Here is a 26,641-nt window from a genome sequence, read left to right on the forward strand (position 1 = left end):
GCGCGCGCGGTCGGTGAGTGGTACGCGTCGCGTGGGAGCGACGCGCGTGATGGGTGGTGCGGGCCTGGCGTGAAAGTGCCGTCGGGCGGTCTCGCGGCATCGTAACGAGCGCTCCTGTTCACCCGGACGCGCCCGTGGTCACTCTTCCGGCATGACTTTCATATTTTCAGCTACATGGCCCCTCGTCAGCAGCCCCATACCGCATGTTTCCTGACGATTCGCCAGGTTCGGGCGCTCACGTTCTGCACCAGTACCGTCACGAATCCTCTGCGCGGCGCCTATCCCCTTGGCGCGCGATCCGCATCATGGACGACGATAGGGACATGCGGAACCACAAGTGACCGCGTTGAAAGGAGGCGTCGATGGGATCGGTGCGCAAGGCAAGTGCCTGGCTGGGACTCGTCGAGGACAACGACGAGCGTTACTACGACGACGAGTACGCCGACGGTGCCGAGAGCGGCGACGCCTGGGTGACGGACCCGCGGGTGCGGGTCGCCACGGACACCGCGGAGGAGCGGGGCCGCCGGATCGCCACCGTCTCCCCGGACGGCTTCCGGGACGCCCGGGGCATCGGCGAGCTCTTCCGGGACGGCGTCCCGGTGATCGTGAACCTGACCTCGATGGAGCCGGACGACGCCAAGCGCGTGGTCGACTTCGCCGCCGGTCTCGCCTTCGGCCTGCGCGGCTCGATCGAGCGCGTGGCGACGCGGGTCTTCCTGCTGACCCCGGCCGACACCCGGATCGTGAGCGGGGAGTCCGGCCGCCGCTCGCAGGACGGCTTCTTCAACCAGAGCTGAGCGGGCCCGCCGGCCGGCGGGTGCGACCGGCGCGGCGACGACGCGCCGGGTCAGTGCCCCGGACGTCCCGAGCCGGCGGGCTCGATCGCTTCCCGGGCCGCGGGAACCCGCGGCTCGCACGCCCCGGCGCCCGGAGCACCGCCGGTGCACGCCACCCGCTCCCTGCCCTCCACGCCCTCCCGGGCGGCCGGGTCTCCCGGCCCGCCGCCGGAGAGATCGTCCTCCGGATCCACCGCGCACTCCATGACCCGGGGCAGCCGCAGCGCCATCAGTGCCCCGAGCAGCAGCAGCCCGGCGCTCACGCACAGCGTGAGGTGCAGCCCGTCCACGAAGGCGTGCCGGGCGGCTCGGTGCAGCGCCTCACCGGCCGCGCCGCCGAGGTCACCGGCGACCTGGTACGCCTCGCCGAGGGAGTTCGCCGCGGCCCGGCTCGCCTCCGCCGGAACCCCGGGAACGCCGCTGAGCCCGGGGGCGTACGCGGCGTTCATGACACTGCCGAGCAGCGCGATGCCCATGCCGGCGCCGAGCTGGTAGGAGGTCTCCCCGATCGCGGCCGCGCCGCCCGCGCTGCGCTGCGGCGCCTCGCTGAGCATCGACTCGTACGCCGAGAACAGGGTGGTCTGGAGACCGAAGCCGAGCAGGACGAAGCCCACCGTGAGCAGCAGCGGCCGGTCGTGCTGTCCCATGAGGGTGAGCAGCAGCACCGCGCCGGCGGTGAGCACGAAGCCCCAGCCGACCATCCGGCGCGGCCCGATCCGCCGCAGGGTGTACGAGCCGGTGGCGCCGGCGGCCATGGCGGCGAAGGTGAGCGGCAGGAGCCGGAGCCCGGTCTCCAGCGGGCTGAGCCCGAGGACCAGCTGGAGGTACTGGACGGCGATGAGCTCCAGGCCGACCAGGGCCAGCATGGCGAGGACGATGCAGCCGACCGAGGTCGTGAAGGCGGCCCGGGAGAAGAGGCGCGTGTCGATCAGCGGGTGCGGGCGCCGCCTCTGGCGCCGTACGAAGAGGACGAGGAGCACGGCGCCGACGAGCAGCGGCCCGGCGGTCGGCAGCGCGAGGAGCGGGTCCCCGGCGCCCGCCCGCTTCACGCCCAGCACGCAGCCGAGGACGCCGGCGGCGGCCATGAGGGCGCCCAGGACGTCCCAGGGCCCTTCACCGCTCCCCCGGGACTCGGGCAGCAGGCGGCGGCCGAGCGGCAGGATCAGCGCCATCAGGGGGATGTTGATGAGGAAGACGGAGCCCCACCAGTAGTGCTCGACGAGGAAACCGCCGAGCACCGGACCCGCGGCGGCCCCGATGGCGGCGACCGCCGTCCAGATGCCGATGGCGGTGGCGCGTTCGCGCCGGTCGGGGAAGACCGCGCGGATGATGGAGAGGGTCGCCGGCATGATCATCGCGCCGCCGACGCCGAGCAGGGCGCGGGCGGCGATGAGCACGCCCGGCTCGGTGGCGAGGGCGGCGACGGCCGAGGCGACGCCGAACAGGCCGTATCCGAGGAGGAGCACCCTCCGGCGGCCGACCCGGTCGCCGAGCGTGCCGAAGAGGGTCAGCAGCGAGGCGCAGACCAGCGGATAGGCGTCGACGATCCAGAGCAGCGCCGTGGAGCTGGGGCGCAGGTCCTCGGTGAGCGAGGGGACGGCGACGTGGAGGATGGTCGCGTCCAGGGCGACCAGGAGCAGGCTGACGCAGAGGACGACGAGGACGAGCCAGCGGTGGGCGCCGCCGTCGGCGGCACGCGGGTGGACTCGGGCCGTGATCGTCCGCGACATGTACGTACCTCCCAGTGAAGCTCTCGCGCTCGGTGGGCACCGACCAGGGCGTTCGCCCCCGGGGCGGCCCGGCATCGACGGGCGAGTGAGCCGTCAGCGTACGCGAGTTCAAGGACCGAGCGCGTGGCGCAGCTCTCACCCCGTGGGGGCTCCGGGTGTGGCGTACGCCACTCGCCCCCGCCCGCGCGTCGCATGGAATTCCGTACGGATGCCCGTCCGAAGCATTTCCCGCGGATACAAACAGGCTTCCGGATTCATTTCGCCGACATGAGGACCGATGGTCATCTGATTTTCGGACGCCGAGAGGGAATGGGTCCCCCTGAGACCTACTCCACATCACATCGTCATCACGAAGGCACGGGATCGCGCGGGTCGGCTACTCACTCCCTGTAACGTCCATTGGGTGCGTACCGACATCTTTGCCCGGCTGGACCGGGAGCCGGAACCGCCGAAGATAGAGGTCCCGCGGATGACCCGCACGCGTCTCGCCCTCTTCGGCGGGACGTCGGCGTTCTATCTCGCCATCGTCGTGGCCGTTCTCCTCTCGACCTGGCTGGTGACCCTCGACTGGAAGATCATGCTCTTCCGTCCCTATCAGCAGTGGCCGGAACTCCACGCTTTCCTCGACTACTACGTCGTCCTCGGTCAGCGCGGTCCCACGGCCGTGATGGTGGCCGCCTGGCTGGGCTGGCGCTCCTGGCGCCAGCACACGCTGCGACCCCTGCTCTGCCTCGGCGCCGCGCTCCTGCTCCTCAACGTCTCGGTCGGCTCGGTCAAGCTCGGCCTCGGCCGTCTCGGCCCCCACTACGCGACCCAGATCGGCTCCGCCGAACTGTTCGCGGGCGGTGACATATTCCCCTCCGGTCACACCGCGAACGCGGTGGTGACCTGGGGCATCCTGGCCTACCTGGCGACCACCCCGCGGGCCCGGCGGTACCTGTCGGCGCTCTCGGCGGTGGTCGCGCTCGGCGTCGGCCTCACCACCGTCTATCTGGGGACGCACTGGCTGAGCGACGTCCTGCTCGGCTGGGCCGCCGGCCTGCTGATCCTGCTCGCGCTGCCCTGGTGCGAGCCGGTCATCGCCCTGGCGGAGGCCCGGATCCTGGCCCTGCGCGACCGCCTCGGGGAGCGCCTGCGGGACCGGCGCCGGCTGGTGCCCTCGCTGCCCGTGGCCTCCGGCGGTCCGCGCCCCGGCTACTACCCGCCGCGTCCGGCGGCGGCCGAGGAACCGGCCAGGGAGACCGTGGGAGTGGCCCGCCGGACCCCGGCGACCCGTGCCCCCGCGACCCGTGGGGCGGGCGGCTGAGCCGTATCCGTACGCGACGAAGGGCCCCGGCCGGATCGGCCGGGGCCCTTCGTCGTACGGGCGGGGTCGGGGTGCCGGTCCTGGTGCCCGTCAGCCGACCCAGCAGCGGGTGACCGTACCGTCCTCGACCTCGAAGTTGATGCGTCCGGACAGGTACTCCATGGTGACGATCGAGCCCGGCGGCAGGGCCCGGACCACGGTCCAGCCGCGTGTCCTGGCGAGCCGCTCGGCGCCGTCCGCGTCGAGACCCACATAGGACTCGGGGCTGTCGCGGGGCGGTTCGGGAGTGCGCGATGTGGGAGCCATGGACTCCACGTTAGTCCCTCGGCGGTCACACTTGGGTCACAACTGTCCGCCCTATGTTTGACCCGCCTCCGGCCATCCCGAGGGACAACTTCCAGCCGATTCTCCAGTAATTCCCGAGCCTCTCCGGTACTTCGTACCAACCGCCCCCGAACTCGGCCGCGCCCCGGCGTCCACCGGGAACTCCCGGGGAATTCCCGTGCCTGTGACGGTGCGTCGAATTGGCTCCCGCCGGACGCCGGCTCCATGACCGGCGGTTCTCACGGTTCCCCCACGGAATGCTTACGCCGGCACCACCGGGCGCGATCGGCCGGGCGCTTCCGCACGGCACGCGAGAGGCGGTACCGGAACTCCGTTCGGTGACGGCGATCCCGGGGAGACCGCGCCCCGCGTCGGGTCGCCCGGCCGGAAGGTCCGCGGCGTCCGCCGTGTCAGCGGAAGCGGCGGACCAGGCGGCCGGCGCGGGCCTTGAGGGTGTAGACGCCGTCGAGGGCGTCACCGAGGGCGCGGTGGGCGGCGGCGCGGCCCCTGCCGTGGACGCGGCGGCTCGCGCCACGGTGGACGAGTTCGGTCCACAGGGCCTCGTGGCGGGCGGCGATCCGGGCGGGGTCGAAGCGCTCGGAGGCGGCCAGCGCGGCCCTGCCGGCCTTGGCACGCAGTTCGTCGTCGGCCATGTACGCGCGCAGCGCCCGCGCGACGGCCGCCACGTCGTCCACCGGCACCAGCCGCCCGTCGACCCCGTCCTCGATGATCTCGCGGGGCCCGTTCGGACAGTCGGTGGAGACCACCGGCAGCCCGCAGCGCATCGCCTCCACGATCGTCATGCCGAAGGACTCGCGCTGCGAGGTCACCGCAGCGATCGAGCCCTTGGCCCACTCCGGCTCCATCGGCGTGACCGAGCCCATGAGGAAGACCCGCTCGCCGAGGCCCCGGGCGGCGATCTGCCGGGTGAGCGGGCCCTTGAGGTCCTGCACGGCGTCGCCGGAGCCGTAGATCCGCAGCGTCCAGCCCGGCAGGTCCGCCGCCGCCTCGGCGAAGGCGTCGATCAGCACGTCGTACCGCTTGACCCGGGTCAGCCGGCCCGCCGCCACCACGGTCCGCGCGGCGGGGTCGGCCGGTGGCACGGAGGGGGCGGGCACGCTGTTGGGCACGGCCTCGATCCGTACGTCCCGCAGCCCCAGCTTCCGGTAGGCGCGGGCGTCGGCCTCGGTGACGGTGGTGACGGCGTCGAGCAGCGCGTACTCGTGGGCGATGTCGCGGCGCAGCCGGTAGCTGTGGCCGGTGAGGATCAGGTGCTCCTGGCCGACGAGGACCGGGCCGCGGCGCGCCTGCCGGGCGAGATGGACGTTGAGCCCGGGGCGGGTGGCGACGAGGACGTCCGCCTCGACGCCCCGCAGGTGCTCCCCGATGCGGGCGTCGGTGAGGGCGCTGTACTGCTTCCAGCGGCCGTCGCCGCGCGGGAAGACCCGGGCGGGCCGGTGGAAGTCCGGGTGGTCGCCGTCGTAGCCGGGGCTGTCCTTGCGCAGGTCCACGAGGTGACGCAGGGTCACCCCGGCGGGCAGGCCGAGGAGCGGCTGGTCCCGGTGGCGGAAGACGGAGACGATCTCCACCTCGTGGCGCTCCGCGAGCTCCTCGGCGAGCGTGAAGGTGGTCCGGATGGTGCCGCCGTAGTGGTAGCCGTTGTGGAGCAGAAAGGAGATACGCATCGCGCTGCCGGTTCCCCCAGGTCGGTTGGTCGGTCGGGCCGACTGTACTGCCCGTGCCGCACGGCCGTGCGCCCGGAGGTCGTCACGGCGGGTGAGGGGCCCGGGGCGGGCGGCCCTTCCGGCCGGCGGGCGGGCGACGGGACGGTTCCGCGTCGCTCGGGGTGCGGGAGCCGGCCGGGCCCCGGGGGCTCTTCCCGGCCGCGTGCCGCCGCTCCCCGCCCGAGGGCCCACGGACGGGGAGCGGCGGGGGCCGGGGTCTCCCCCGGCCCTGCCGTGGCGCCCGTCCGTACGCGTCGGCCGGACGGGGCGCCACGGTGTCCTCAGAGCGGCGCGATCCGCAGCATCGTGCCGACGGTGATCCGGTTCGGGTCCGGTCCGATCAGCTCGCGGTTCGCGGTGTGGAGGGCCTGCCAGCCGCCCTTGATCGCGAACCTGCGGGCGATCGAGCTGAGGGTGTCGCCCGGCTGGACGGTGTGGACGCGCCCGCTGAGCCCGTACCGCTTGGAACAGGTCGGCCACGCCTTCCAGCCCTGGGTACGGAGGACTTCCTCGGCGACGGTGATCTGCTGCTGCCGGGTGGCGAGGTCGGCGCGGGCGGCGAAGCGCAGGCCGCCGTGCTCGACCCAGGTCGGCTGCCAGAACTGGAGCCCGCCGTAGTAGCCGTTGCCGGTGTTGGCGTTCCAGCGGCCGCTGCTCTCGCACTCGGCGACGCAGCCCCAGGGCCACTGGTCCTTGGCGCAGGGGTAGGCCGGCACGGCGGTGGTCGTGGCGGTCGGGGCGGTGACGGTGACGGGTTCCGGTGCGGCGGCCCGCGCGGGCGCGGGAAGAAGGCTCATCAGCGCCGCCGCGGAGGCCGCGGCGAGCGAACCGGCGGTCCAAAATCGGATCTTCGACATCGGTGCAGGCTAGGCAGCGGGACGCTCCCGGCGGTCGGTGCCGCGCGGAACACCGCGCACACCCCACCCGGTCGGAGTCACCCGCCGCCCCCGGAGGGCGCCGGCGGTCCCCGTCCCCGGGCCCGGCCGCCGCCGGGCCCGTCCCGCATGGGACTCCGGCAAGTTGCCCGCCGTCCGCGCGTGACCCCGGCCGAGCCTGGCCCGTTGAACTCTGCATGAGACGCCCGGGAACGGCCCGGCGTCGCCCGTACCGAGTCCAGGGAGCCACCCGTGCCGCGCATGCTCGACGTCAGCGAGGACGTACGCGCCGAGATCGGCGACGAAGAAGCCGACCGGCTGCTCGCCGGCGACAACGCCCCTGCCAGCTACGACTGCACCTCCTGCCGGACGCCGGGCGACTCCGAGCAGGAGCGCACCAGCACGGTGCTGTTCGTCGGCGAGGAGACGGCGGTCCTCGCCTTCGCCCACGCCACGTGCATCCCGTCCCAGGTCGTACGGGTTCCCGAGGAGCAGCTCCAGGGCGCCGTGGCCTCCTTCGAGGCCGGGGAGGCGCTCACCGCCGCCCACCCCGAGCAGGCGGTGCTGGGTGTGACCAGCGGTCTGGTGCTGGTCGGGGGCGAGCTGCACCCCGCGCTGGTCGTGGAGCCGACCGCGCCGGTGGCGCGGCCGGGCGGCGACGGACTCACGGACGAGTTCCTCACCCTGCTGACCGAGCAGGGCTTCCAGCCGGTCGCGGACGTCAACCAGAAGCCGGCGGTGCTGCCCGGCTGGTCGGTGCTGGTCGCCATGGGACAGCTGCACTCGGTGCTCCAGCCGGGGCCGGGCGGCGCCGGGCAGGCCGCCTGGTGGCAGGCGCACCAGCCGCTGCAGGTGACGGAGGGCTGGCGCGCCGCGGCCAACAAGTCGCACACGGTCCTGGTCTTCGCCGCCCCGGTGGGCTCCATCGGCCAGCAGCCGCGCGAGGACCTGCTGCGGGACGCCCTGGAGAAGGCCGCGGCCAACGGGCGCCTGGTGGCCGCCGCGATGCCGCTGGCCGGCACGTGAGCCGGGACGCGCGGCCCGGCATAGAGCCCGGACGGCCCTCCGGGGGCTCCGGGCGGCCCTCGGTGCCCAAGGTGCCGCGGCCCCGGCCGGCTCCCCTTTCGGAGAGTCGGCCGCATCCGACGGGCGGCGGGGTCGTTGGCACCTATGTGCACGCATACGACCCCTTCCCCCAGCCTCATCCGAGTCCGATCCCCGCCATGCGCCCGGCGCACGAGGGGGCGGCAGGCCCTTCGGCGACGCCGATCTTCGACGCGCTGTACTCGGAGTACCGCCGGTCGTTCCGCACCCTCCCGGGTGACCGCAGCGGTGAGGAGGAGCTCCGCTTCCGTGCCTTCGGGACGGTGACGAGCGCCGGCCTGTACGGGCAGGGCCAGGGGTACACCCAGGGGGCCGGGACCGGGCAGGCGTACGGGCAGGGCGGCCGGCCGGCGGCCCATCCGACGGCCTGGTCGGCGACGCAGCACACGTACACCGTGGCTCCGCAGGCGGCACTGCCGCCGGGGCCCCGCAGGAGCCCCTAGGAAGCCCTCGGGGAGCCACCGCGGACCCGCGAGGGCCTCGGGGCCGGTGAGGTCCGTGAGGTTCGTGGGTACGGCCGAGGGCCGGGGCGATGCGCCCCGGCCCTCGGCCGTACCTCCGCCGGACCCGGCGTACCGCCTACTTCTTCTTGCCGCGCTTCTCGCGCACGCGGACCGAGATGTGGATCGGGGTGCCCTCGAAGCCGAACTCCTCGCGCAGCCGGCGCTCGACGAAGCGGCGGTAGCCGGCCTCCAGGAAGCCGGAGGCGAAGAGGACGAACCGCGGCGGCTTGGTGCCCGCCTGCGTGCCGAAGAGGATGCGGGGCTGCTTGCCGCCGCGGATCGGGTGCGGGTGGGCGGCGACGATCTCGCCGAGGAAGGCGTTGAGCCGGCCGGTGGGGACGCGGGTCTCCCAGCCGGCGAGGGCGGTCTCGATGGCCGGGACCAGCTTCTCCATGTGGCGGCCGGTCTTCGCCGAGACGTTGACCCGGGGCGCCCAGGAGACCTGCTGCATCTCGGTCTCGATCTCCCGCTCCAGGTAGTAGCGGCGCTCCTCGTCCAGCTCGTCCCACTTGTTGTAGGCGATGACGATGGCACGGCCCGACTCGACCGCCATCGTGATGATGCGCTGGTCCTGGACCGAGATCCGGTCGGTGGTGTCGATGAGGATGACGGCCACCTCCGCCTTCTCGACGGCGGCGGCGGTGCGCAGGGAGGCGTAGTAGTCCGCGCCCTCCTGGAGGTGGACCTTCTTGCGGATGCCGGCGGTGTCGACGAACTTCCAGGTCGTGCCGCCCAGCTCGATCAGCTCGTCGACCGGGTCGCGGGTGGTGCCGGCCAGCTCGTTGACGACGACCCGCTCCTCGCCCGCGACCTTGTTGAGGAGCGAGGACTTGCCGACGTTCGGGCGGCCGATGAGGGCGATGCGGCGCGGGCCGCCGACGGCGTTGCCGAAGCGCTGCCCGGGGGCCTCGGGCAGGGCCTTCAGGACCTCGTCCAGGAGGTCACCGGTGCCGCGGCCGTGCAGCGAGGAGACGGGGAACGGCTCGCCGAGGCCCAGGGACCACAGGGTGGCGGCGTCGGCCTCGCCCGCCGGGCCGTCGACCTTGTTGGCGGCGAGCACGACCGGCTTGCCGGCGCGGCGGAGCAGCCGGACGACGGCCTCGTCGGTGTCGGTGGCGCCGACGGTGGCGTCCACGACGAAGAGGCAGGCGTCGGCGGCCTCGATGGCGTACTCGGCCTGGGCGGCGACGGAGGCGTCGATGCCGAGGACGTCCTGCTCCCAGCCGCCGGTGTCGACGACCTTGAAGCGGCGGCCGGCCCATTCGGCCTCGTAGGTGACGCGGTCACGGGTGACGCCCGGCTTGTCCTCGACGACGGCCTCGCGGCGGCCGATGATGCGGTTCACCAGGGTCGACTTGCCGACGTTCGGGCGGCCGACGACGGCGAGGACGGGGAGGGGGCCGTGACCGGCCTCCTCGATCGCGCCCTCGACGTCCTCGATGTCGAAGCCCTCTTCCGCGGCGAGCTCCATGAACTCCGCGTACTCGGCGTCGCCAAGTGCCCCGTGGTCGTGCTGGTCGTTCATGAAGTCCGTTCCTTGATCATTCGTGGTCGGTGGGTCCCCGGCTCGCGGAGCCCACTACTGAAAGTCTCGCTCAGCGCCCGGTGAGACGCCTGGCGTTTTCCAGGTGGGCGGTGAGCCGCTCCTGGATCCGTACGGTGGCCTCGTCGAGCGCCTTGCGGGTGCGGCGGCCCGTGCCGTCCCCCGCCTCGAAGGCGTCGCCGAAGACGACGTCGACGCGGCCACGCAGCGGGGGCAGTGCCTTGATCAACCGTCCGCGCCGCTCGGAACTTCCCAGGACGGCGACGGGGACGATCGGCGCGCCGCTGCGGACGGCGAAGTAGGCGAGGCCGGCGCGGAGCGAGGCGAAGTCGCCCTCGCCGCGGGTGCCCTCGGGGAAGATCCCGAGGACGCCGCCCTGGTCGAGCACGCCCAGTGCGTTCGCTATCGCGGCGCGGTCGGTGCTGTCGCGGTCGACCTTGACCTGCCCGATGCCTTCCAGGAAGCCGCCGAGCGGGCCGGCGAACGCCTCCTTCTTGATGAGGAAGTGCACGGGGCGCGGGGCGGTGCCCATGAGCATGGGGCCGTCGATGTTGTGCGCGTGGTTGACGGCGAGGATGACGGGGCCGGAGGCCGGCACCCGCCAGGCGCCGAGGACGCGCGGCTTCCAGAGGCCGTACATCAGGCCGATCCCGATGCGCCGGCCGACGGCGGCGCCCTTCTCGGAGGGCAGGGTCACCGGGCGGCCGTCCGCTTCTCCTCGACGAGGGTCACGACGCATTCGATCACCTGGTCGAGCGTGAGGTCGGTGGTGTCGACCTCGACGGCGTCGTCGGCCTTGGCCAGCGGGGAGGTGGTGCGGCTGGAGTCGGCCGCGTCCCGCTTGATGAGGGCCTGCTTGGTCGCGTGCACGTCGGCGCCCTTGAGCTCGCCGGAGCGGCGGGCGGCGCGGGCCTCGGGCGAGGCGGTGAGGAAGATCTTCAGGTCGGCGTCGGGCAGGACGGTGGTGCCGATGTCCCGGCCCTCGACGACGATGCCCTGCTCGGCGCCGCTGGCGATGGTCCGCTGCAGCTCGGTGATGATCCTGCGCACCTCGGGGACGGCGCTGACGGCGCTGACCTTGGAGGTGACCTCCTCCGTGCGGATGGGGCCGGAGGCGTCGGCGCCGTCGACGGTGATGGTGGGCCGGGCCGGGTCCGTACCGGAGACGATGACCGGCTTGGCGGCGGCGTCGGCGACGGCGACGGCGTCGCCGACGTCCACCCCGTTGCTGATCATCCACCAGGTGATCGCCCGGTACTGGGCGCCGGTGTCGAGGTAGCTCAGCCCCAGCTTGGCGGCGACCGCCTTCGAGGTGCTGGACTTGCCCGTGCCGGACGGCCCGTCGATGGCGACGATCACGGATTCCACGGTGGGAACACCTTCCTGGGTGAGCGGTAGGGCCCGGCGGAGATGCGGGGGACCTCCACAAGGTTACCGAGTCCCCGGCACCCGTTCGGCCCCGCCCGTTCGGGCCAGCGCCCGGAGAGCCGTGCACCCGCCCGGGTGGACCGCTCCCGCCGGGCGGACGCGGACCGCCCTCACGCGAGGAGGGCCGCACGGACCCTCAGCCCGTGCGCAGGGCCCAGCCGCGCTCCTCCAGGGCGGCGCCCAGGACCGGGGCCGCGGAGGGCTCCACCATGAGCTGCACCAGGCCCGCCTGCTGGCCGGTGGCGTGCTCGATGCGGACGTCCTCGATGTTGACGCCGGCGCGGCCGGCGTCGGCGAAGATGCGGGCCAGCTCCCCGGGCCGGTCGCTGATGAGGACCGCGACGGTCTCGTAGACGGTGGGCGCGGCACCGTGCTTGCCGGGGACGCGGGCCCGGCCGGCGTTGCCCCGGCGCAGGACGTCCTCGACGCCGCTGGTCCCCTCCCGCCGCTTGTCCTCGTCGGCGGACTGGAGGGAGCGCAGGGCGCGGACGGTCTCGTCCAGGTCGGCGGCGACGCCCGCGAGGACGTCGGCGACGGGGCCCGGGTTGGCGGAGAGGATGTCCACCCACATGCGGGGGTCGGAGGCGGCGATGCGCGTGACGTCCCTGATGCCCTGCCCGCAGAGGCGTACGGCCGACTCGTCGGCCTCCTCCAGGCGCGCGGCGACCATCGAGGAGACCAGCTGCGGGGTGTGGGAGACGAGCGCGACCGCCCGGTCGTGGGCGTCGGCGTCCATGACGACCGGCACGGCGCGGCAGAGCGCGACGAGCTCCAGGGCGAGGTTGAGGACCTCGGTGTCGGTGTCCCGGGTGGGGGTGAGCACCCACGGCCGTCCCTCGAAGAGGTCGGCGGTGGCCGCGAGGGGGCCGGAGCGTTCCTTGCCGGACATGGGGTGGGTGCCGATGTACGCGGTGAGGTCGAGGCCCAGGGCCTCCAGCTCCCGCTTGGGGCCTCCCTTGACGCTGGCGACGTCCAGGTAGCCGCGGGCGAGCCCGGCGCCCATGGCCTCGGCGAGGGTGGCGGCGACGTGCGCCGGCGGTACGGCGACGATCGCGAGGTCCACGGGGCCCCCGGGGGCCTCGTCGGTGCCGGCGCCGAGGGCGGCGGCGGTGCGGGCGCGCGCCGGGTCGTGGTCGCGCAGGTGGACCGTGACGCCCCGGCCCGCGAGGGCGAGCGCGGCGGAGGTGCCGATGAGTCCGGTTCCGATGACGAGCGCTGTTCTCACTGGGCGATGTCCTTGCGCAGGGCGGCCGCGGCGCCGAGGTAGACGTGCGCGACCCGGTTCTTGGGCAGATCGGTCTCGACGTGGGCGAGGAGGCGGACGACCCGGGGCATGGCCCCCGCCACGTCGAGTTCCTGGGCGCAGATCAGCGGGACGTCGGCGATGCCGATCCGGCGGGCCGCGGCGGCGGGGAAGTCGCTGTGGAGGTCGGGGGTGGCGGTGAACCAGATGCTGATGAGGTCGTCGGCGGTGAGCCCGTTGCGGGTGAGGACGGCGGTGAGCAGCTCCTCGACGCACTCGTGCATGTGCCCGGCCTCGTCCCGTTCGAGCTGGACGGCGCCCCGGACCGCTCGTACCGCCACGTCGTGCTCCTTCGCCTGCGTCTGTGCTCGTTCAGCCTAGTCAGGGTAGTGAGCCGGGCGCGCGGCGCGCGTGCGGTGCCCGCCCTCCGAGACGGTGGCGCCGGTGGCCGGAGGTTCCGCCACCCGGCGTACGGCGCCGGGCCGGGCGGGGTAGAAAGGCCGGATGCTGCTGCACGTCGTACCGCTGGACGCCTGGTCCGCCGCTCCCGAGGTCCCCTACGCCCCGCCGTCGCTCGCGGAGGAGGGCTTCGTCCACTGCTCGCCCGACGAGCAGGCGGCCCTGGCCGTCGCCGACGTCCACTACCGGGACGTGCCGGGCCCGCTGCTCGTGCTCGTCGTCGACGAGGCTCGGCTCGGCGCGGAGGTCCGGTGGGAGGGCTCGGAGGACCGGCTCTACCCGCATGTGTACGGCCCCGTCGAGCGGGCGGCGGTGACGGCGGTCCTGGAGGTCCGCAGGGACGCGGACGGCCGGGCGAGGGAGTTGGCGCCCTGGGCGTAGGCGTGTCGCGGCGGGCGGGGCGGGGGCGCGGCCAAGGTGGGCCGTATGACCGCGAACGCCACCCCGCGCCGTACCGTCCTCCTCGCCGCCGCCCTGGCCCCGGCGTCCGCCACGACCGCCTGCGGTGCCGGCGGCGGGGACGGGGGTGGTGACGGTGGTACGAGGACGAGCGCTCCGGCCACCGGGGGCGCGGCGACGACGGGACCGGCCGGGGCGGTCCTCGCGCGGACCGCGGAGATCCCGGTCGGCGGCGGCAAGGTCGTCGCCGGGCGGAAGGTAGTCGTGACGCAGCCCGCCGCCGGCGAGTTCAAGGCCTTCTCGGCCGTCTGCACGCACCAGGGCTGCCTGGTGGACAAGGTGGTGGACGGCACGGTGCGCTGTCCCTGCCACGGTTCGCGGTTCCGGATCGCGGACGGTTCGGTGGTGACGGGCCCGGCGACCCGGCCGCTGCCGGAGGAGCGGATCACCGTCTCCGGGGAGTCGATCATCCTCGCGTAGCCTGACCGCCATGGACATGACCCCGGAAGCGCTCGTCCGCGATCACACGATCTACGCCTGCGTGATGGGCTCGCGGGCGTTCGGCCTGGCGACGGAGGACAGCGACACCGACACGCGCGGTGTCTACCTCGCCCCCACCCCGCTGTTCTGGCACTTCGAGAAGCCCCCCGCCCATGTGGAGGGGCCGGCCGAGGAGCAGTTCAGCTGGGAGCTGGAACGCTTCTGCGAGCTGGCCCTGCGCAACAACCCGAACGTCCTGGAGTGCCTCCACTCCCCCCTCGTCACCCGGGTCGACGACCTCGGCCGCGAACTCCTCTCGCTGCGCGGCGCCTTCCTCTCCCGGCAGGCGCACCAGACCTTCGTCCGCTACGCGGCCGGCCAGCGCCGCAAGCTCGACGCGGACGTCCGCCAGTACGGCCGCCCGCGCTGGAAGCACGCCATGCACCTGGTGCGGCTGCTGACCAGCTGCCGGGACCTGCTGCGCACGGGTGAGCTGCGGATCGACGTCGGTGAGGAGCGCGAGCGTCTCCTCGCGGTCAAGCGGGGCGAGGTCGGGTGGGAGGAGATCGAGGCCTGGATGGACCGCCTCCAGGAGGAGGCGGACACCGCCCTCACCCGGAGCCCGCTGCCCGCCGCCCCGGACCACGCCCGCGTCCAGGACTTCCTCGTCCGCGCCCGCCGCGCCTCGGCCCTCCGGGAGCTGTAGGGCCCGGTGGCGGGCCGGGTCAGGCGTCCCAGAGCGCTCCGAAGGCGAGGAGTTCGTCCCGGTGCTCGACCCGCTCGGCCCACGCGGCAGGCCAGGCGTCCGCGCCCAAATGGGCTCCGGCGAAGGCGCCCGCGAGGGCGGCGACGGAGTCGGAGTCGCCGCGGGTGCAGGCGGCCCGGCGCAGGGCGGTGAGCGGGTCGCCGGGGAAGAGGAGGAAGCAGAGCAGCCCGGTGGCGAGGGCCTCCTCGGCGATCCAGCCGTCCCCGGTGTACGCGCAGGGGTCCAGCTCCGGGTCGGCGGTGCGCTGGACGGCGTCGAGGCGTTCGAGGACGGCCAGGCACTCGTCCCAGCCGCGCCGGACGAAGTGGAGGGCGGAGGGGTCCTGGGAGCGGGTCCACAGGTCGCCGAGCCAGCGCTCGTGGTAGCGGTCCCGGTTCTCGTACGCGTACGAGCGCAGCCGGCCGACGAGCCCGGCCGGGTCCACGCCCTCGGCCAGGAGGCGCACGGCGTGGGCCGTCAGGTCGGAGGCCGCGAGCGCGGTGGGGTGGCCGTGGGTGAGGGCCGCCTGGAGCTGCGCGGCGCCGGCGCGCTCCTCGTCGCCGAGGCCGGGGACGAGCCCGAGGGGCGCGACCCGCATGTTGGCGCCGCAGCCCTTGGAGTGGATCTGGCTGGCGTCCTGCCAGGGCAGGTCGGTGGTGAGCGCCTCGCAGGCGACGAGGCAGGTGCGGCCGGGGGCGCGGTTGTTCTCCGGCGAGCGGTACCAGGCGACGTACTCCTCCCGCAGCGGACGGACCAGCCACGAGGGGCTGAGGGGGCCCCTCTCCAGGGCGGTGCGCAGGGCGCGGGCGAGGGCGAGGGTCATCTGGGTGTCGTCGGTGACGTACGCGGTCCCCCGCGTCACCGGCAGCTCCATCGTCCGCCACGGCCCGCACTTGGCGAGGATCGCGGGCACGTCGCTGAACTCCGTGGGGTACCCCAGCGCGTCGCCGAGCGCCAGTCCCGTCAACGCCCCCGTGGCGGCCTGCTTACCCGTGGTCATGCCGATCGTCCTTCCGGTCGGAGCAACGGCGGGTGGAGGGCCGTGGCCTCGCCCGCCCGGTAGAGCGCGGCCGGTTTCCCCCGTCCGCCGGTGCGGCGCGGCGGTCCTTCCACGGGCCGGACGAAGCCGGGCGTGGTGAGGACCTTGCGCCGGAAGTTGGGGCGGTCGAGTTCGACGCCCCAGACCGTCTCGTAGACCTGCCGCAGCTCGCCGAGGGTGAACTCGGGCGGGCAGAAGGCGGTGGCGAGACACGTGTACTCGAGCTTGGCGCCGACGCGTTCGCGGGCGTCGGCGAGGATCCGGTCGTGGTCGAAGGCGAGCGGCCCGTGCTCCCCGTAGGGCAGCCAGCGCGCCTCGGCCGCGTCGCCGCCGCCCCGGGGTTCGGGCAGGCCGGGGACGAGGGCGGTGAAGGCGACGGAGACGACCCGCATCCGGGGGTCGCGGTCGGGGTCGCTGTAGGTGCGGAGCTGTTCGAGGTGGAGTCCGGCGACGGTGCCGTCGGGCAGCCCCGTCTCTTCGGCCAGTTCGCGGCGGGCGGCCGTCTCGGCGGACTCGCGGGGCCGTACGAAGCCGCCCGGCAGGGCCCACTCCCCCGCGTGGGGTTCCTGGGCGCGCTGGACGAGCAGGGCGTGCAGGCGTTCCTCGCGGACGGTGAGGACGGCGAGGTCCACGGTGACGGCGAACGGCTCGAAGGCGTGCGGGTCGTAGCCCTCGGGCGGACGCGGGGGCGGGGTGGGGCCGTTCACCGGCGTACCTCCCAGGGCTGGGCGAGCAGGGCGTCCACGGCCGCGACGGCGGTGGCGAGCCGTTCCTCGGGCGGGCCGCTGAGGAGGACCGTGGGGCGGCCGGTGCGCAGGAGACGGGTGAGGAGCCGGGCGGTGGTCCAGGCCCGGAGGTCCCCGGGGTCCGGGCCGGACGGAACGCCCCGGTGGTCGGTGAGCAGCCACAGGTGGTGCCGCCCCTGGGCGGCGACGGCGCACGTGCCGGGGCTGGGGGTGCCGAAGCGCCGTTCGTGCCGGATGGTGGCGGCGAAGGCGTCGCCGTCGCAGACGAGCAGCGGCGAACCCTCGCGCGCGGCCCGCTCCTCGTCCTCGGCCCGGCGCTGGGCGGCGACGGGGAAGTCGCGGGATTCCCGCTCCCGGTCGGCCCGCGGGTCGGCGGCGAGGCAGCGGGTACGGGCCCACACGCCGCCGCGCCGCCGGTAGTGGTCGGTGAGGGCGCGCGCCAGGGTGGTGGCGCCGGTGGACTCGGCCCCGAGGACGACGACCCGCCGGGCGAGGGCGGCGCGGACGGGTGCCTCCAGGAGGTCCCAGTGGCCGGGCGGGTCGGCGAGGACGGCGGCGTCGTCGGGAAGGGCGTGGCCGGGAGCGGCGGGGCGGAAATCGGGGCCTAGGGTGCCGGTGCCGGTGTTCCCCGTCGGACCGGCCCCAGGATCCGCGACCGTGCTCTGCGCGTGCCGGCCGCCGACGCGGACGATCTCGGCGCCCTCCAGGCCGGGGCCCGCGCCTCCGTCGGCGTCGCCGCCCCCGTCCCCGTACGGCCCGGCGGTGAAGACCGCGTCGACGGGCTCGGGCAGGTCGGCGGCGGTGTCGCCGGTGACGACGAGGGCGTCGGGGTGGATCTCCCGCATCCAGGCGACGCGCGCGTCGAGCGGCAGGGCGGCGTCCTCGGTGGTGCGGACGAGCACGGTGACGCGCTCGCAGCGGGCCAGGGCGGTGCGGACGAGGTGGTGGTGGCCCGCGTGCGGGGGGCAGAACGCGCCGGTGACGAGCCCGTGCCCGTACACGCGCGCCGTCATGGCCGGGCCCCCGCCGTGAGCGGCCGGACGCCCCCGGCACGGTACGGCCGGGGCGCGCCGGGGCCTGGTCCACCCCCGTGGGTCCAGGCCCGCCGGCCGCACGCGGCGAGGGCCGTGCGGTCGCTCCGCCGGAGCCGCCGGAGGGCTGTCCGGATGGACGTGTTCCTCACACCCGCCTCCTTAAGAGTCAACTTGACTATAAATGGCGGGAGGGGCCGGCCACAAGGGCCGGAGACGACGGGAGGCCCGTGACCGCCGGGCGGTCACGGGCCTCCTCGGGCGCTCACGGGGAGCGCCCCGGTCCTACAGGCCGACTTCCTTCATCAGCATGCCGACCTCGGTGTTGCTCAGGCGGCGCAGCCAGCCCGACTTCTGGTCCCCGAGGGTGATCGGGCCGAAGGCGGTCCGCACCAGCTTCTCCACCGGGAAGCCCGCCTCGGCGAGCATGCGGCGCACGATGTGCTTGCGGCCCTCGTGCAGCACGACCTCGACCAGGTAGTTCTTGCCGGTCTGCTCGACGACCCGGAAGTGGTCGGCGCGCGCGTAGCCGTCCTCCAGCTGGATGCCGTCCTTCAGCCGCTTGCCGACCTCGCGGGGCAGCGGGCCGGTGATGGCCGCCAGGTAGGTCTTCTTCACGCCGTACTTGGGGTGGGTGAGACGGTGGGCCAGCTCGCCGTGGTTGGTGAGCAGGATGATGCCCTCGGTCTCCGTGTCGAGCCGGCCCACGTGGAACAGGCGGGTCTCACGGTTGGTGACGTAGTCGCCCAGGCACTGGCGGCCGTCGGGGTCCTCCATGGTGGAGACGACACCGGCCGGCTTGTTGAGGGCGAAGAACTGGTACGACTGGGTGGCGACCGTGAGGCCGTCCACCTTGATCTCGTCCTTCTCCGGGTCCACGCGCAGGCCCTGCTCGACCACGATGCTGCCGTTGACCTCGACGCGGGCCTGCTCGATGAGCTCCTCGCAGGCGCGGCGGGAGCCGTAGCCGGCGCGGGCGAGGACCTTCTGCAGCCGCTCGCCCTCCTGCTCGGCACCGGGGAAGGTCTTCGGGGTCTTGATCTCGGGCTTGTTGGCGTACCGCTCGCGGTTGCGCTCCTCCGCCCGGGTCTCGTACTCGCGCGAGCGCGCCGGGGCCGTGCGGCCGCCGCCCCGCTTCGGGGACTGCTTGGGGCCGCCCTTGGCGCCGCCGCGGGCGGTGTCGCCGCGTCCGCGCTTCGGGCCGTCGGAGGGACGCCCGGCCAGGCCGTCGACGTCGTACCCGCGCTCCTCGGGGCGGGGCCGGCGCGGGCGGCCCGCGCTCTGGCCCCGGTCGTCGCGGTTGTTCCCCGCGCCCCGGTAGTTGCCGCGGCCGCCGCTCTTGGCACCACGGCTCCCGCCGTTGTTTCCGCTGTTCCTGCCGCTGCTGCTTCGCATCAAACTTCCGTCGTCTTCTCGGTCTCGTCCGCATCGGGCTCGAACGACGGAACGCCTTCCAGGGAGTCCGGCTCGACCGCCTCGGCCTCCGGGAGGAAGGGGGCGAGCTCGGGGAGTTCGTCCAGGCCGCGCAGGCCCATCCGCTCCAGGAAGTAGTTCGTCGTCCTGTACAGGATCGCACCTGTTTCGGGTTCCGCGCCCGCCTCCTCCACCAGACCCCTCTGGAGGAGGGTCCGCATGACCCCGTCGCAGTTGACCCCGCGGACGGCGGAGACCCGTGAACGGCTGACCGGCTGGCGGTACGCGACGACCGCGAGGGTCTCCAGGGCCGCGCGGGTGAGCCGGGCCTGCTGGCCGTCGAGCAGGAAGGCCTCGACGGCGGCGGCGTGCGCGGGGCGGGTGTAGAAGCGCCAGCCGCCCGCGACCTGCCGCAGCTCGAAGCCGCGGCCCTGGGCGGTGTACTCCGCGGCCAGCTCGCACAGGGCGTCCGCCACCTCCGGGGGGGTGCGGTCCAGGACCCGGGCGAGGTGCTGTTCGGTGGCGGGCTCGTCGACGACCATGAGGACGGCTTCGAGGGCGGGCTTGAGGTCGCTGTCGCTCATGCGGGGGCCTCCTGGTCGAACTCGTCGGTGACGGTGGGGGTGCCGCCCGGCCCGGCGTCCCCGCCCGTCCAGGAGACGGTGAGGTCCCCGAGGGGGCTCTCCTGGTCGAGGGCGACCGCCTTCTCCCGGTAGAGCTCCAGGAGGGCGAGGAAGCGGGCGACGACGGTGAGGGTGTCCCCGGCGTCCTCGGCCAGCTCCCGGAAGCTCGCCGTGCCGCGTTCCCGCAGCAGGGCCACGACCAGGGCGGCCTGCTCGCGGACGCTGACGAGCGGGGCGTGGATGTGGTCGACGTACACCTCGGGCGCGGGCCGGGGCCGCATGGCCTGCGCGGCCAGTTTCGCGAGGCCTTCGGGGCCGATGGTGAGGACGACCTCGGGGAGCAGGGCCGCGTGGTGCGGTTCGAGTCCGACGGTACGGGGGTGGCGCCGGCCCTCGGCCTCCCACCGCTCCTCCAGGATCTCGGAGATCCGCTTGTAGGCGCGGTACTGCAGGAGCCGGGCGAACAGCAGGTCGCGGGCCTCCAGGAGGGCGAGGTCGGCCTCGTCCTCCACCTCGGCGGCGGGCAGCAGCCGGGCGGCCTTGAGGTCGAGCAGGGTGGCGGCGACGACCAGGAACTCGGTGGTCTGGTCGAGGTCCCCGTCCGGTCCGAGGGCCCGGATGTGGGCCATGAACTCGTCGGTGACCTGGGAGAGGGCGACCTCGGTGACGTCCAGCTTGTGCTTGGTGATCAGCTGGAGGAGCAGGTCGAAGGGCCCCTCGAAGTTCGCCAGGCGGACGGTGAACCGGCCGTCCTCGCCGTCCGCCGCCCGCGCGGGCAGTGCCGCTTCCCCGCCGCCCGGGGGCTCGGCCGGCCCCGGCTCGCGGTCCGGCGTGACGCCCGGGGCGTGGTCCGGCCCAGGCGCGGCCTCCCGGTCCCGGCGCGGCGCGGCGGCCAAGCCGGACCCGGGGGCCGGTTCCCCGTCGGGTCCGCGCCCGGGGGCGCGGCGGCGCGGCGGGCGGGACGTTTCGTCGGGGGGGCGGTGCATGGGGCGGATCCAGGGCTAGCGGGGGAGCGGCAGCCCGCAGGCTACCCTCAGCGGCCGCGCAGACGGCGGACGAGGATGCTCGCGTCGCCGCGGGACTCCAGGTCCGCCAGGACCACGGCGACCGCCTCACGGACGATTCTGCCCCGGTCGACGGCAAGGCCGTGCTCGCCCCTGAGCACCAGCCGGGCGTGCTCGAGGTCCATCAGCTCCTCGGCGGAGACGTAGACCGTGATCTTCTCGTCGTGGCGCTCGCGTCCGCTCGGCCGGCGCGCCGCGGGACGTCCGCCGCGCCGCCGGGCCGCCGCGCCGGCGGCGGGTTTGGCGGCCGGGGGCGTCTCGGGCTCGGCCGCGCGGGCGCGCGGCTCGGCCGTCTCGGAGGCCGCCGCGGTGTACTCCGCGGGGCCTTCGGCCGCCGTCGTGTCGCTCTCCCCCGCCGGAGCGGGGACGGTGCGGCGGGGCGAGGACGCCTGGAGCGCCGTCCCCCCGGTCGTACGGAAGAGTTCGTCGGCCCCGGGCAGACTCACTCGGCGTGACACCGGGCGAGCACCTCCCTGGCGAGCTGACGGTAGGCGGCGGCGCCCACGGAGTTGGAGGCGTACGTGGTGATGGGCTCGCCGGCGACCGTGGTCTCCGGGAAGCGCACGGTCCGGCCGATCACCGTGTGGTACACGTGATCGTCGAAGGCCTCGACGACGCGCGCGAGGACCTCGCGGCTGTGCACGGTCCGGGAGTCGTACATCGTGGCGAGGATGCCGTCGAGCTCCAGCTCGGGGTTGAGCCGCTCCTGGACCTTCTCGATGGTCTCGGTCAGCAGGGCGACGCCGCGCAGGGCGAAGAATTCGCATTCCAGCGGCACGATGACCTTGTGAGCCGCCGTCAGGGCGTTCACGGTCAGCAGACCGAGCGAGGGCTGACAGTCGATCACGATGTAGTCGTAGTCGTTCATCAGCGGCTTCAGGGCGCGCTGGAGCGTGGACTCGCGCGCGACCTCGCTGACCAGCTGCACCTCGGCGGCCGAGAGGTCGATGTTGCTCGGCAGCAGGTCCATGTTGGGCACGGCGGTCTTCAGGAGCACCTCGTCCGCCGACATGCCCCGCTCCATGAGCAGGTTGTAGACGGTGAGGTCGAGCTCCATCGGGTTCACGCCGAGGCCCACCGAGAGGGCTCCCTGCGGGTCGAAGTCGACGAGCAGCACCCGCCGTCCGTACTCCGCGAGCGCGGCGCCCAGGTTGATGGTCGACGTGGTCTTGCCGACGCCGCCCTTCTGGTTGCACATCGCGATGATCTTCGCGGGCCCGTGGTCGGTCAGCGGGCCCGGGATCGGGAAGTACGGCAGGGGCCGTCCGGTGGGGCCGATCCGCTCGCGGCGCTGCCGGGCGGCGTCGGGCGCGAGGGTGGCCGCGTACTCCGGATCGGGCTCGTACTCGGCGTCGGGGTCGTAGAAGTGCCCCTCGGGCACCTCGTCGTAGGCGGCGAAGTGGGTGGACTCTCGGCCCATCTCGTTGCCGGCCGTGGCGTTCACGTGTAGGCCGTCCATCGTCTTCATCGTGTGGGCTGTCGTCATGGGCTGGTGCGTCGCGAAGGTCCGCACCGCGACGGAGCCGATCGGGGCACCTGGCGCACCGCTCCCGGGAGTAATTGTCGACTCATTCACAAGTCGTCTTACCTCCTTGGATGTGACCAGGAACATTTATCGATAGGTCAGCGTGGCACCATGCCGACGGTTGGCGACTCTATGGCGTGTCACCGGTCCGCAGCAACACAATCCGCCGGACCCGGCCGGATGTGTCGGCGACCGAACACCTCTCTGTCAAGGGTGCGCGGGCATGCATCCACACGTTTCCGGGGTGTGCGAATCGGTTAAAGGGTTACGTTCGAGGCGAGTTGACCGAACGTTTCGGCGTGGCCGGAGACACAGCCGGCCGGACCTTGTCGAACAAGGTCCGGCCGGGAGCGTGATATTGACGGCACGCGTTGACGGGCCGCGGGAGGGTCAGCCCAGGAGGCTGTTCAGCTCGACGTGGTCGTAGCCGTGGGCCTCGGCGACCTCCTTGTAAACGACCTTGCCGTCATGGGTGTTGAGACCCTTGGCGAGCGCGGCGTCGCGGCGCAGCGCCTCGGCCCAGCCGTTGTTCGCCAGCGACACGATGTAGGGCATCGTGGCGTTGGTGAGGGCGTAGGTGGAGGTGTTCGGGACCGCGCCGGGCATGTTGGCGACGCAGTAGAAGACCGAGTTGTGGACCTGGAAGGTCGGCTCGGCGTGGGTGGTCGGGTGGGAGTCCTCGAAGCAGCCGCCCTGGTCGATCGCGATGTCGACAAGGACACTTCCGGGCTTCATCTTGGCGACGAGCTCGTTGGTGACCAGCTTCGGGGCCTTGGCACCCGGGATGAGGACGGCGCCGATGACGAGGTCGGCCTCGACGACGGCCTTCTCCAGCTCGTAGGCGTTGGAGACGATCGTCTGCACCTGGGTGCCGAAGATCTTGTCGGCCTCGCGGAGCTTGTTGATGTCCTTGTCGAGCAGGGTGACGTGGAAGCCCATGCCGACGGCGATCTGGGTGGCGTTCCAGCCGGAGACGCCGCCACCGATGACGACGGCCTTGCCGGCCTGGGTGCCGGGGACGCCGCCGGGGAGGACGCCGCGGCCGCCGGCCGAGCGCATCAGGTGGTAGGCGCCGACCTGCGGGGCCAGGCGGCCCGCGACCTCGGACATCGGGGCGAGCAGCGGGAGCGCGCGGTTCGCGGTCTCGACGGTCTCGTACGCGATGGCGGTGGTGCCGGACTCCAGGAGGGCGTCCGTGCACTCCTTGGAGGCGGCGAGGTGCAGGTAGGTGAAGAGGGTCTGGTCCTTGCGGAGGCGGTGGTACTCCTCCGCGATCGGCTCCTTGACCTTGAGGAGCAGGTCGGCGGTGGCCCAGACCTCGTCGGCGGTGGGGAGGATCCCGGCGCCGGCGGCGACGTACTCCTCGTCCGTGATCGAGGAGCCGACACCGGCGTTCTGCTCGACGAAGACCTGGTGGCCGTTGCGGACGAGCTCGTGGACACCGGCGGGGGTGATGGCCACGCGGAACTCGTTGTTCTTGACCTCGCGGGGGATGCCGACCTTCATCGTCGATCACGGTCCTTGAATCAGGGGGATAACTGGGGGCACTGCGATACATACCCGGATGCACGACGGCACACCGGGGCAGACCACGTTCGAACGCGGCGCAACCAGTCTAATGAAGGAGTTCCCGCTGTCTAGCCTTTCAAAGTACTAATCTTCAGCGGACCCACTGCGGATTTCGTAGGCAGAGGATTCCGTTTCCAGCAGACGTTCCGCCGCGGCCCGGTGCAGCCGGGCGGCCGCCGGGTCGCCGAGCCGGTCGAGGGTGTCGGCCAGCCGCAGCTGGAGGGCGGCCTGCAGCCGGGCGTCCCGGGCCCGGCGGGCCCACTCGACCGCTTCCTCGCAGGTCCGCAGCGACTCCTCGGGCCGCCCCGCGTACTCCTGGACCCGGGCAGCCTCGCTCAACGCCCGTGCGTGGCCCGCGAGATCGTCGAGCCTGCGGTAGCCGGCCGCGGCGGCGCGCCAGTTCCGCAGCGCCTCGCCGTACCGTCCGGCATAGGTCTGTACGGTGCCGAGGCGGGCGTACAGCCGGGCCTGGTCGGCGCGCTCGTCGCGGGCGAGCCGCTGTGCGAGCGCCCGCCCGTACCAGTCGCCTGCCCGGTGCCAGTCCCCCAGTTCCTGGTAGCTGCCGCCTACGGATTCCATCGCGCGGCCGACGGCGTACGGGTCGTTCGCCGCCCTTCCTGCGTCCAGGGCCGCCCGGTAGCGCAGCAGCGCCTCCTTGGTGCGGCCGGTCCTGGCGTCGAGGTCGCCCAGGTTGAGCAGGGCGGCGGCCCGCTCGCGGTGGAGTCCGCGCCGCTCGGCCACGTCCAGGACCAGCCGGTGCAGGCCGTACAGCTCGGGGGCGGCGGCCTCGGCGCCCCGGTGGGCGGCGAGCGCCCGGACCAGGGAGGCGATCAGGCGGCGGGCGAGGGTGTCGAGCTCCCCGTCCGCGACGGCGAGGCGGGCCGAGGCGAGCAGGACCGGCTGCCGCGAGCGCAGCCACTCGGCCCCGTCCGCGGTGGTCGGGAAGCGCAGGGCGCGGGGCAGGCCGGAGAGCCTGCGGCGGGCGGACGACCCCTCCGGCTCGGTGACCGCCCGGCAGGACTGGAGGAGCCGTACGGTCCGCTCCAGCATCCGGGCCCGGGCGAGCTGCACCTCGGCGGGCCGGTCGTCCTCCTCCAGCCGGGCGCGGAGCAGGGGCACGAGGTGGCCCGGCAGCTCGTACTGTCCGTCCCCCGCCTCGCGGACCAGCCCCAGCCGGACGAAGTCGGCGAGGGTGGTCGCGGCGGCCGAGACCGAGCAGCCGGCCAGGGCGGAGGCGGTGTGGGCGTCGGCGCGGCCCAGGGGGGCGAGCGAGAGGAATCGCAGTATCCGGGCGGCCGGCTGGGGCAGGGCCTCGTGGGCGAGCAGGAACGTCCGGGTGAGCGGGTCACCGGCGCGGGCGCGCAGCCGCTTGGCCAGGTCGGCGATGGAGGCCTTGGGTCGGCCGGCCAGCCAGCCGCCGGCGAGGACGACGGCGGCGGGCAGTCCGCCGCACTCCTCCACCAGGGTCTCAGCGGCCTGCGGGTCGACGGTGACGCGCACGGCGCCGGTGAAGGTGGTGAGCAGTTCGATCGCGGACTTCGGGTCGAGACCGCCGACCGTGCAGGGGCGGACGTCCGGGATGCCGGTGAGCGGGCCTCGGGCCACCGCGACCACCAGGCAGTCCGGGTCGTCGGGGATCAGGGGGTCGGCCTGCTCGGCGTCCACGGCGTCGTCGAGCAGCAGGAGGGCGCGGCGCCCGGCGAGGGCGTGGCGCACCAGTTCGGTGAGTTCCTCCTCGCCGGCGCCGGGGGGTTCGGCGACGCCGAGGGCGGCGAGCAGCTCCTGGGCGGCGCGGGCGGTGGGGACGGGGTCGCCGCCCGGTTCGGTGAGGCGGGCGCGGAAGAGGCCGCCGGGGTAGCGGTCGGCGAGCGAGGCGGTCAGCTCCTCCGCCAGGGTGGTGCGGCCGGAGCCGGGTTTGCCGGCGATCAGCAGGACCCGGGCGCGGGGGGCCTTGCGGCCGGTGAGGGTGTCGAGTCCGGTCCGCTCGATGTCGGCGCGCAGTGCCTTGAGCTCCCGCTGCCGGCCGAAGAACCGCCGGCTGCCGGCCGCTGCCACCGCCTGATCCGTCACGGGCCACGCTCCCGTCCACCTGCGCACGAGCCGATCCCGCGGGGTCTCCGCACGGGTGTTTCCGAGCGTAGTTCAGCCCACGGTGCGCCCCTGGCGGAGCGCGGCGGACACATCCCCCGATCGGATCAGCCGATGGTCACACCACGCCTCGCCTACCCCGCTCGGGGGCCCGGGCCACCCGCCCTACGGCTGGAAGGGCCGTGCGGGCCAGGCGGCCTCCGCCGGACGGAGGGAGTCCAGGCCGTCGGCCGTGGCGCGCGCCGCCGCGAGGGACAGCACCCCCACCACGAGACAGTTGTTGTGCAGCTCCCCCGCCAGCACCCCCCGCACCAGCTCCTCCACCGGCACCCGCGCCAGCTCCATGTCCGCCTCCTCCTCGGCGACCGCGAACCGCTCGCCCTCCGCCTCGGAGAGGTCCCGCGCGAGGAAGATCCGTACGGCCTCGTCGCAGCCGCCCGGCGTCGTGTAGACGTCGGTCAGGACCCGCCAGTCCCCGGCCTTGACGTGCGCCTCCTCGTACAGCTCGCGCTGGGCCGCGTGCAGCGGGTTCTCGCCGGGCACGTCGAGCAGTCCGGCCGGGATCTCCCACAGCTTCTGCCGCACGGGGTGGCGGTACTGCCGGAGCACGACGACCCGGTCCCGCTCGTCCAGGGCGAGGACGGCGACCGAACCGGGGTGGACCTGGTAGTCACGGCGCACGACCGTGCCGTCCGGCATGACCACGTCGTCCGTGCGGACACTCGTCTTGTTGCCCGTGAAGGGGGTCGCGCTCGCGACGACCTGCCACTCCTCCGCGGTGTCCTGCACCTGCTGCATCGTTCTTCCTCCCACGTGCGAAAAAGCCGGGGTACGCGCCCCGCAG

Annotated in this window: 27 protein-coding genes; 7 read left to right on the plus strand and 20 right to left on the minus strand. The window is 73.9% G+C overall.

The window, feature by feature from the left end; all coding sequences use genetic code 11:
• Window positions 1-362 precede the first annotated feature (362 nt).
• Window positions 363-797, plus strand: coding sequence for a cell division protein SepF (locus ABTY40_RS25190; RefSeq protein ID WP_309051474.1), 435 nt, complete (start codon window positions 363-365; stop codon window positions 795-797).
• 50 nt (window positions 798-847) lie between these two features.
• Here the strand turns inward: ABTY40_RS25190 and ABTY40_RS25195 are convergent, their stop codons facing one another.
• Window positions 848-2,566: an MFS transporter gene (locus ABTY40_RS25195; protein ID WP_352061611.1), complete on the minus strand. Its 1,719-nt coding sequence runs from the start codon at window positions 2,564-2,566 to the stop codon at window positions 848-850.
• Between the two features lie 403 nt (window positions 2,567-2,969).
• Between ABTY40_RS25195 and ABTY40_RS25200 the strand changes: the two genes are divergently transcribed.
• Window positions 2,970-3,872, plus strand: a complete 903-nt coding sequence (locus ABTY40_RS25200) for a phosphatase PAP2 family protein (protein ID WP_352061612.1) — start codon at window positions 2,970-2,972, stop codon at window positions 3,870-3,872.
• A 90-nt stretch (window positions 3,873-3,962) separates the two neighbouring features.
• Here ABTY40_RS25200 and ABTY40_RS25205 read toward each other — a convergent pair whose 3' ends face one another.
• The 3 genes from ABTY40_RS25205 to ABTY40_RS25215 form a co-directional block, all read right to left on the minus strand.
• Complete coding sequence (locus tag ABTY40_RS25205; protein ID WP_352061613.1) at window positions 3,963-4,178, minus strand: I78 family peptidase inhibitor; 216 nt, start codon at window positions 4,176-4,178, stop codon at window positions 3,963-3,965.
• 428 nt (window positions 4,179-4,606) lie between these two features.
• Complete coding sequence (locus ABTY40_RS25210) at window positions 4,607-5,881, minus strand: glycosyltransferase (RefSeq protein WP_352061614.1); 1,275 nt, start codon at window positions 5,879-5,881, stop codon at window positions 4,607-4,609.
• A gap of 320 nt (window positions 5,882-6,201) precedes the next feature.
• Window positions 6,202-6,777 (minus strand): transglycosylase family protein, encoded by a 576-nt coding sequence (locus ABTY40_RS25215; protein WP_352061615.1) that lies wholly within the window; start codon window positions 6,775-6,777, stop codon window positions 6,202-6,204.
• Window positions 6,778-7,047: 270 nt separating this feature from the next.
• Here ABTY40_RS25215 and ABTY40_RS25220 point away from each other — a divergent pair, with 270 nt between their 5' ends.
• Both ABTY40_RS25220 and ABTY40_RS25225 read left to right on the plus strand, forming a co-directional pair.
• Window positions 7,048-7,821 carry a DUF8842 C-terminal domain-containing protein gene (locus ABTY40_RS25220; RefSeq protein WP_352061616.1) on the plus strand — a complete coding sequence of 258 codons (774 nt, stop codon included), beginning with the start codon at window positions 7,048-7,050 and terminating at the stop codon, window positions 7,819-7,821.
• 197 nt (window positions 7,822-8,018) lie between these two features.
• Window positions 8,019-8,342, plus strand: a complete 324-nt coding sequence (locus ABTY40_RS25225; RefSeq protein ID WP_352061617.1) for a hypothetical protein — start codon at window positions 8,019-8,021, stop codon at window positions 8,340-8,342.
• Window positions 8,343-8,478: 136 nt separating this feature from the next.
• On the opposite strand, the gene der is transcribed toward ABTY40_RS25225, so the two are convergent.
• The 5 genes from der to aroH form a co-directional block, all read right to left on the minus strand.
• Entirely contained in the window at window positions 8,479-9,927 is a 1,449-nt protein-coding gene (gene der, locus ABTY40_RS25230; RefSeq protein ID WP_352061618.1) for a ribosome biogenesis GTPase Der, read from the minus strand.
• A gap of 70 nt (window positions 9,928-9,997) precedes the next feature.
• Window positions 9,998-10,684 carry a lysophospholipid acyltransferase family protein gene (locus tag ABTY40_RS25235; RefSeq protein WP_352061619.1) on the minus strand — a complete coding sequence of 229 codons (687 nt, stop codon included), beginning with the start codon at window positions 10,682-10,684 and terminating at the stop codon, window positions 9,998-10,000.
• Window positions 10,639-11,313: a (d)CMP kinase gene (cmk, locus tag ABTY40_RS25240; protein WP_352061620.1), complete on the minus strand. Its 675-nt coding sequence runs from the start codon at window positions 11,311-11,313 to the stop codon at window positions 10,639-10,641. The genes ABTY40_RS25235 and cmk overlap by 46 nt, the downstream gene beginning before the upstream one ends.
• 196 nt (window positions 11,314-11,509) lie before the next feature.
• Window positions 11,510-12,598, minus strand: coding sequence for a prephenate dehydrogenase (locus ABTY40_RS25245; protein ID WP_352061621.1), 1,089 nt, complete (start codon window positions 12,596-12,598; stop codon window positions 11,510-11,512).
• The gene (gene aroH / locus ABTY40_RS25250) at window positions 12,595-12,957 is read right to left on the minus strand and encodes a chorismate mutase (protein ID WP_352061622.1); all 363 of its coding nucleotides are present in this window, start codon (window positions 12,955-12,957) and stop codon (window positions 12,595-12,597) included. Before aroH ends, ABTY40_RS25245 begins: the two co-directional genes overlap by 4 nt.
• 163 nt (window positions 12,958-13,120) lie before the next feature.
• On the opposite strand from aroH, the gene ABTY40_RS25255 reads away from it, so the two are divergent.
• The 3 genes from ABTY40_RS25255 to ABTY40_RS25265 are packed head-to-tail and all read left to right on the plus strand — an operon-like array spanning window position 13,121 to window position 14,660.
• Window positions 13,121-13,456: a DUF952 domain-containing protein gene (locus ABTY40_RS25255; protein ID WP_352061623.1), complete on the plus strand. Its 336-nt coding sequence runs from the start codon at window positions 13,121-13,123 to the stop codon at window positions 13,454-13,456.
• 45 nt (window positions 13,457-13,501) lie between these two features.
• Window positions 13,502-13,954 carry a Rieske (2Fe-2S) protein gene (locus ABTY40_RS25260; protein WP_352061624.1) on the plus strand — a complete coding sequence of 151 codons (453 nt, stop codon included), beginning with the start codon at window positions 13,502-13,504 and terminating at the stop codon, window positions 13,952-13,954.
• Window positions 13,955-13,970: 16 nt separating this feature from the next.
• Complete coding sequence (locus ABTY40_RS25265; protein ID WP_352061650.1) at window positions 13,971-14,660, plus strand: nucleotidyltransferase domain-containing protein; 690 nt, start codon at window positions 13,971-13,973, stop codon at window positions 14,658-14,660.
• Window positions 14,661-14,679: 19 nt separating this feature from the next.
• Here ABTY40_RS25265 and ABTY40_RS25270 read toward each other — a convergent pair whose 3' ends face one another.
• From ABTY40_RS25270 to ABTY40_RS25320, 11 genes are all read right to left on the minus strand, one after another.
• Window positions 14,680-15,699: an ADP-ribosylglycohydrolase family protein gene (locus ABTY40_RS25270; RefSeq protein WP_352061625.1), complete on the minus strand. Its 1,020-nt coding sequence runs from the start codon at window positions 15,697-15,699 to the stop codon at window positions 14,680-14,682.
• Window positions 15,696-16,445, minus strand: coding sequence for an NUDIX hydrolase (locus ABTY40_RS25275; RefSeq protein ID WP_352061626.1), 750 nt, complete (start codon window positions 16,443-16,445; stop codon window positions 15,696-15,698). The genes ABTY40_RS25270 and ABTY40_RS25275 overlap by 4 nt, the downstream gene beginning before the upstream one ends.
• The gene (locus ABTY40_RS25280) at window positions 16,442-17,497 is read right to left on the minus strand and encodes an AAA family ATPase (protein ID WP_352061627.1); all 1,056 of its coding nucleotides are present in this window, start codon (window positions 17,495-17,497) and stop codon (window positions 16,442-16,444) included. The genes ABTY40_RS25275 and ABTY40_RS25280 overlap by 4 nt, the downstream gene beginning before the upstream one ends.
• 303 nt (window positions 17,498-17,800) lie before the next feature.
• Window positions 17,801-18,910: a pseudouridine synthase gene (locus ABTY40_RS25285; protein ID WP_352061628.1), complete on the minus strand. Its 1,110-nt coding sequence runs from the start codon at window positions 18,908-18,910 to the stop codon at window positions 17,801-17,803.
• Window positions 18,910-19,512 carry an SMC-Scp complex subunit ScpB gene (gene scpB, locus ABTY40_RS25290; RefSeq protein ID WP_352061629.1) on the minus strand — a complete coding sequence of 201 codons (603 nt, stop codon included), beginning with the start codon at window positions 19,510-19,512 and terminating at the stop codon, window positions 18,910-18,912. Before scpB ends, ABTY40_RS25285 begins: the two co-directional genes overlap by 1 nt.
• Window positions 19,509-20,537: a segregation and condensation protein A gene (locus ABTY40_RS25295; RefSeq protein WP_352061630.1), complete on the minus strand. Its 1,029-nt coding sequence runs from the start codon at window positions 20,535-20,537 to the stop codon at window positions 19,509-19,511. Before ABTY40_RS25295 ends, scpB begins: the two co-directional genes overlap by 4 nt.
• A gap of 47 nt (window positions 20,538-20,584) precedes the next feature.
• Window positions 20,585-21,061: a hypothetical protein gene (locus ABTY40_RS25300; RefSeq protein ID WP_352061651.1), complete on the minus strand. Its 477-nt coding sequence runs from the start codon at window positions 21,059-21,061 to the stop codon at window positions 20,585-20,587.
• The gene (locus ABTY40_RS25305; RefSeq protein ID WP_030212665.1) at window positions 21,058-22,083 is read right to left on the minus strand and encodes a ParA family protein; all 1,026 of its coding nucleotides are present in this window, start codon (window positions 22,081-22,083) and stop codon (window positions 21,058-21,060) included. The genes ABTY40_RS25300 and ABTY40_RS25305 overlap by 4 nt, the downstream gene beginning before the upstream one ends.
• Window positions 22,084-22,530: 447 nt before the next feature.
• Window positions 22,531-23,646 (minus strand): alanine dehydrogenase, encoded by a 1,116-nt coding sequence (gene ald / locus ABTY40_RS25310; RefSeq protein WP_352061631.1) that lies wholly within the window; start codon window positions 23,644-23,646, stop codon window positions 22,531-22,533.
• Between the two features lie 147 nt (window positions 23,647-23,793).
• Window positions 23,794-25,779 carry an AAA family ATPase gene (locus tag ABTY40_RS25315; RefSeq protein WP_352061632.1) on the minus strand — a complete coding sequence of 662 codons (1,986 nt, stop codon included), beginning with the start codon at window positions 25,777-25,779 and terminating at the stop codon, window positions 23,794-23,796.
• Between the two features lie 183 nt (window positions 25,780-25,962).
• Window positions 25,963-26,595 carry an NUDIX domain-containing protein gene (locus tag ABTY40_RS25320; protein WP_352061633.1) on the minus strand — a complete coding sequence of 211 codons (633 nt, stop codon included), beginning with the start codon at window positions 26,593-26,595 and terminating at the stop codon, window positions 25,963-25,965.
• Window positions 26,596-26,641 lie beyond the last annotated feature (46 nt).

Source organism: Streptomyces sp. NPDC126503 (genome assembly GCF_040302405.1).
GTDB classification, from domain to species: Bacteria; Actinomycetota; Actinomycetes; order Streptomycetales; family Streptomycetaceae; genus Streptomyces; species Streptomyces gulbargensis.